This window comes from Terrisporobacter sp. (assembly GCF_017888745.1).
Lineage (GTDB): Bacteria > Bacillota > Clostridia > Peptostreptococcales > Peptostreptococcaceae > Terrisporobacter.
The window spans coordinates 1-3,782 of the sequence record NZ_JAGHFM010000212.1; the positions used below are offsets into that span (position 1 = coordinate 1).

Consider the following 3,782-nt stretch of genomic DNA (forward strand, 5'->3'; position numbering starts at 1 on the left):
AAGATGAAAAGAAAGCTAAAAATAAAAGTGTATCAGATAGATTAGGTGTAGAAGAAATTGTATATATGAATGAATGGGGAAATAATGCAAATGTAAGTGAGCTGGAGGAAAGATATCTTCTTGAAGCATTTACTTATGCTAGAATGGCGCCGTCAAGTCTTAATAGACAGCCATGGAGATTTATAATAGATGGTGGAAATATTGTTTTAGCAGTGAAAAAAGATGGTTTCGCTAGTGATTATGAAGCGAGTATAGATACTGGAATAGCAATGCTTTATTTCAGTTTAATAATAGATACAACTATGTTTGATTTAAAATGCAATGTGGGTAATATTGATAAAGATTACAAAATACCTGATGACTATGAAGTTGTGGGATATTGTAGTATATAATATTTTATTAAACACTAAAAGCAGAGGAATAAGATAATTATTACTCTGCTTTTTTTGTAAGGAAATCATTCTTTATCTGATTTCTAGATAGACATAATATCCAACATAGATAGCTATATAGTGTTAATCCAATGCATGTCCAAAATCAAAACTTTAACTATGTTTTAATAAAGAGGACTTATATATGGATATACATTTGAAGTATATTCTTCTATATTATCATCAAAATCGTGTTGACGAGGGAATGGGAAGAAGAAACCAAATGGATAAAATCCAAATATAGGGAAGAAGCCATTGAATCCACCCATCATTTGTCCAGGCATATACATAGGATTGGAGCCACCCATCATTTGACCAGGCATGAACATAGGATCAGAGCCATCCATCATTTGACTAGGCATAGACATAGGATCAGAGTCATCCATCATTTGACCAGGCATAGACATAGGATTAGAGTCACCCATCATTTGCTCGTCCATATTTTGCCCAGAAGGCATAGTATCATAAGGCATATTACGTAAATCTCTATTATTTATTTGTGAATATTCATCAAACCAATTCATAATTTAATATCTCAACCCCTTTAGTATAAAATATTTAGCGTCTATATAATATATACAAAGTAGCTTAAAACAGTTCTAAAAAATAAAGATATTTTATACAAAATCTAAAAAGGTAACATAATAAATAGTGGAGCCATAGTATAAATTGTGTGTTATTGATTAGCGGAAGTATAAATAAGGGGGATTTATATATGTTTGATAGAGAAATTAATCAATTAGTAAATGCTATTAAAAATACTGATGAATACAAGAAAGCTAATTCAGCAAGAAAAGTTATAGATAAAAACAAGACATTAAAAAAACAGTTAGAAGAGTATGTAAATAATCAAAAGAAATTACAAAGTAGATATAAAGATGAACAATTAAAAACAAAATTAAATCGTTTAAATGAATCTTACGAAGATATTTTTAATCATCCTGATGTTGTTAATTACAATCAGGCTTCTTATTTATTAAATAATATGATTAATAATATTTATAGAGATATAGAAAATAATTTAAAAAAATAAAAATTCATTTTACTGAAGGAGAATATGTTCATATAAGCTCTTGTTTTAATAGACATTTTGTTGTAATACCCTAAGTTTTACTATATTTAAATTAACAATTGTCATGAGGTGAGGTAAAACAGATTTTTATGATATAATGAAATCTGAAAGGGGGTATTATATGGAAAATAAAAAACAAAGAAACTTAACTATGATTTTGTTTATAATATATTTTTGTATATTAATATGGATTATTTTATTTAAGATGAGTTTTTCATTTGATGAACTTTATAGAAGTAGAAGTATTAATATAATTCCTTTCTTAGGTTCAATTATTGTAAATGGAAAATTATATATTAATGAAATTATTAATAACATACTGGTATTCGTTCCTGTTGGAATTTATACATGTATGTTAAAGGAAGAATGGCCTATATATAAAAAAGTTTCAGTAGCTTTTTTTATTAGTTTGGCAGTTGAAGTTTTACAGTTTATTCTAGCTATTGGAGCAACTGATATAACAGACCTTATAGGAAATACAATAGGTGGAGTAATAGGTATTGGGATATTTTATTTATTTACTAAAGTTTTAAAAAATAAAGCTATCAATATACTTAATATACTTGCTTCTATTGCTACAGTGGGATTAGTAAGTTTGTTATCTATTTTGTTATTAGTTAATTAAATTAGAATTAAAAAATGGCTAGGCTGGATACTAATAAATATCCTTCCTAGCCATATGATTTTCAAATAAATTTTTTACATAATGATTATTATTTTTTATTATTTTTAGACGGATTAGCAAATCTCCTAGGATCAAAATACAAGAAATATAAGCTAATTGCTATAACTAGAATACATAGTTTGTCTCCTGTACCAAAGAAAAGTAATAGACCGAAGGCAAGAAAAATTGAACCAAAACATTTTAATAATGTGTTAATCCTCTTTAGTTTTTTATCGCTCATTGTTTCCCAGCAAGTAGGACTCCAATAATTTACCTTTTTTGTTTTTGCATATTCTTCTCTTTCTTTATTTCTCTTTTCTTCTATTTTTCTTTTTCTTTCTTGAGATTTTCTCCTGTAATCCTCGTTTATTTTTTCGATACCATCTTTGAACTGAACCTTTGCATCGTTAAGTTCTTTTTTTATTTCATCTTTATCTTTATGCATTGGAAATCTCCCTGTTATATTTATTTAATTAACTTATTCTTATAATATTCCTTGATCAATTAATAAATTTTCATTACTAGTATACTTTATATTCCAATCATTTTCAACTTGGTATATATTTACTAAAACATATTCTTCTTTAAATTATATGGAAATCATCTAACATTATCATAGTCAATAGTAACTTTATATAAGTTGTTTATATTTTTAACATAATAAGATAAATACCATTGACATAAATATTTATAATAGTTATTATAGTTTAGTACAAAACAAATTTAAATATGGAGGGACTTTCATGATGAATAAAAATAAGCTTAAATTAGGTCTTGATATTAGCAGAATTAATCATATAATTTCAAGGAAGGTTGATGCTGCTGTAATTAATGCAATTGATGATAACTTAACAGTATCACAAGCTTATGTAATAGATTTTATTTCTAATGAAGGTGAAGACAGAGAAATATTTCAAAAGGATTTAGAGAAAGAATTTGATCTAAAGCGTTCTTCTATTAGTTTGATGTTAAATAATATGGAAAAAAGTGATTTGATCATAAGGGTGCCTGTTGCAGAGGATGCACGTTTGAAAAAAATTATCTTAACAGAAAAATCAATGAAGCTTTATGAAAATATTTCTACTGCAATTGATTCAGTTGAAAATAAATTATCTGAAAATATAACTTTAGAAGAAATAAAAGCATTTCAAAGAGTACTTGATAAAATAAGAAAGAATTTGGAGTAACCCTTTTAATTATGATAAAGGGTTATATTTTTGCAAATATTGTTTTATACAAAACATAAATAAAAAATGAGGAAATAAAAAGGAGAAGAATATATGTCAAAAGTATCTAATTTTACAGAGGGTAAAATATTCTCGCCCCTATTAAAATTTGCAATACCTATATTAGCAGCACTATTTTTACAAACTATGTATGGTGCAGTTGATTTACTTATAGTAGGACAATTTGGTCATGCAGCTGATGTGTCTGCTGTGTCTACAGGTAGTCAAGTAATGATGACCATAACTATGATGATTACTGGATTAAGTATGGGTATTACTATATTAATAGGTCAAAAACTTGGTGAAGGAAAATCTAAGGAAGCAGGAGATGTTGTAGGTAGTGGTATTTCAATATTTGCTGTTTTAGCTATTATTATTACTATTTTAGT

The 3,782-nt window shown here is 26.7% G+C and carries 7 protein-coding genes; 5 read left to right on the top strand and 2 right to left on the bottom strand.

What is annotated here, in order from left to right:
- Positions 1-392 (top strand): nitroreductase family protein (locus tag J7G74_RS10180; RefSeq protein WP_297134879.1); only part of this gene is annotated, 392 nt, incomplete at its 5' end.
- 164 nt (positions 393-556) lie between these two features.
- On the opposite strand, the gene J7G74_RS10185 is transcribed toward J7G74_RS10180, so the two are convergent.
- Positions 557-955, bottom strand: a complete 399-nt coding sequence (locus J7G74_RS10185; protein WP_297134881.1) for a hypothetical protein — start codon at positions 953-955, stop codon at positions 557-559.
- Between the two features lie 191 nt (positions 956-1,146).
- On the opposite strand from J7G74_RS10185, the gene J7G74_RS10190 reads away from it, so the two are divergent.
- Both J7G74_RS10190 and J7G74_RS10195 read left to right on the top strand, forming a co-directional pair.
- Positions 1,147-1,464 carry a YlbF family regulator gene (locus tag J7G74_RS10190; protein ID WP_297134882.1) on the top strand — a complete coding sequence of 106 codons (318 nt, stop codon included), beginning with the start codon at positions 1,147-1,149 and terminating at the stop codon, positions 1,462-1,464.
- 160 nt (positions 1,465-1,624) lie between these two features.
- Complete coding sequence (locus J7G74_RS10195) at positions 1,625-2,128, top strand: VanZ family protein (protein WP_297134884.1); 504 nt, start codon at positions 1,625-1,627, stop codon at positions 2,126-2,128.
- An 88-nt stretch (positions 2,129-2,216) separates the two neighbouring features.
- Here the strand turns inward: J7G74_RS10195 and J7G74_RS10200 are convergent, their stop codons facing one another.
- Positions 2,217-2,612 carry a hypothetical protein gene (locus J7G74_RS10200; protein ID WP_297134886.1) on the bottom strand — a complete coding sequence of 132 codons (396 nt, stop codon included), beginning with the start codon at positions 2,610-2,612 and terminating at the stop codon, positions 2,217-2,219.
- A 298-nt stretch (positions 2,613-2,910) separates the two neighbouring features.
- Here J7G74_RS10200 and J7G74_RS10205 point away from each other — a divergent pair, with 298 nt between their 5' ends.
- Both J7G74_RS10205 and J7G74_RS10210 read left to right on the top strand, forming a co-directional pair.
- Positions 2,911-3,354 (top strand): MarR family winged helix-turn-helix transcriptional regulator, encoded by a 444-nt coding sequence (locus J7G74_RS10205; RefSeq protein ID WP_297134888.1) that lies wholly within the window; start codon positions 2,911-2,913, stop codon positions 3,352-3,354.
- A 93-nt stretch (positions 3,355-3,447) separates the two neighbouring features.
- The coding region (locus tag J7G74_RS10210) for an MATE family efflux transporter (RefSeq protein WP_297134889.1) at positions 3,448-3,782 on the top strand (335 nt) is incomplete at its 3' end.

Excerpts from the sequence above, each read along its gene's own strand:
- J7G74_RS10200 (WP_297134886.1), bottom strand. The coding sequence starts at position 2,612 with ATGCATAAAGATAAAGATGAAATAAAAAAAGAACTTAACGATGCAAAG.
- J7G74_RS10195 (WP_297134884.1), top strand. The coding sequence starts at position 1,625 with ATGGAAAATAAAAAACAAAGAAACTTAACTATGATTTTGTTTATAATA.
- J7G74_RS10190 (WP_297134882.1), top strand. The coding sequence starts at position 1,147 with ATGTTTGATAGAGAAATTAATCAATTAGTAAATGCTATTAAAAATACT.
- J7G74_RS10185 (WP_297134881.1), bottom strand. The coding sequence starts at position 955 with ATGAATTGGTTTGATGAATATTCACAAATAAATAATAGAGATTTACGT.
- J7G74_RS10205 (WP_297134888.1), top strand. The coding sequence starts at position 2,911 with ATGATGAATAAAAATAAGCTTAAATTAGGTCTTGATATTAGCAGAATT.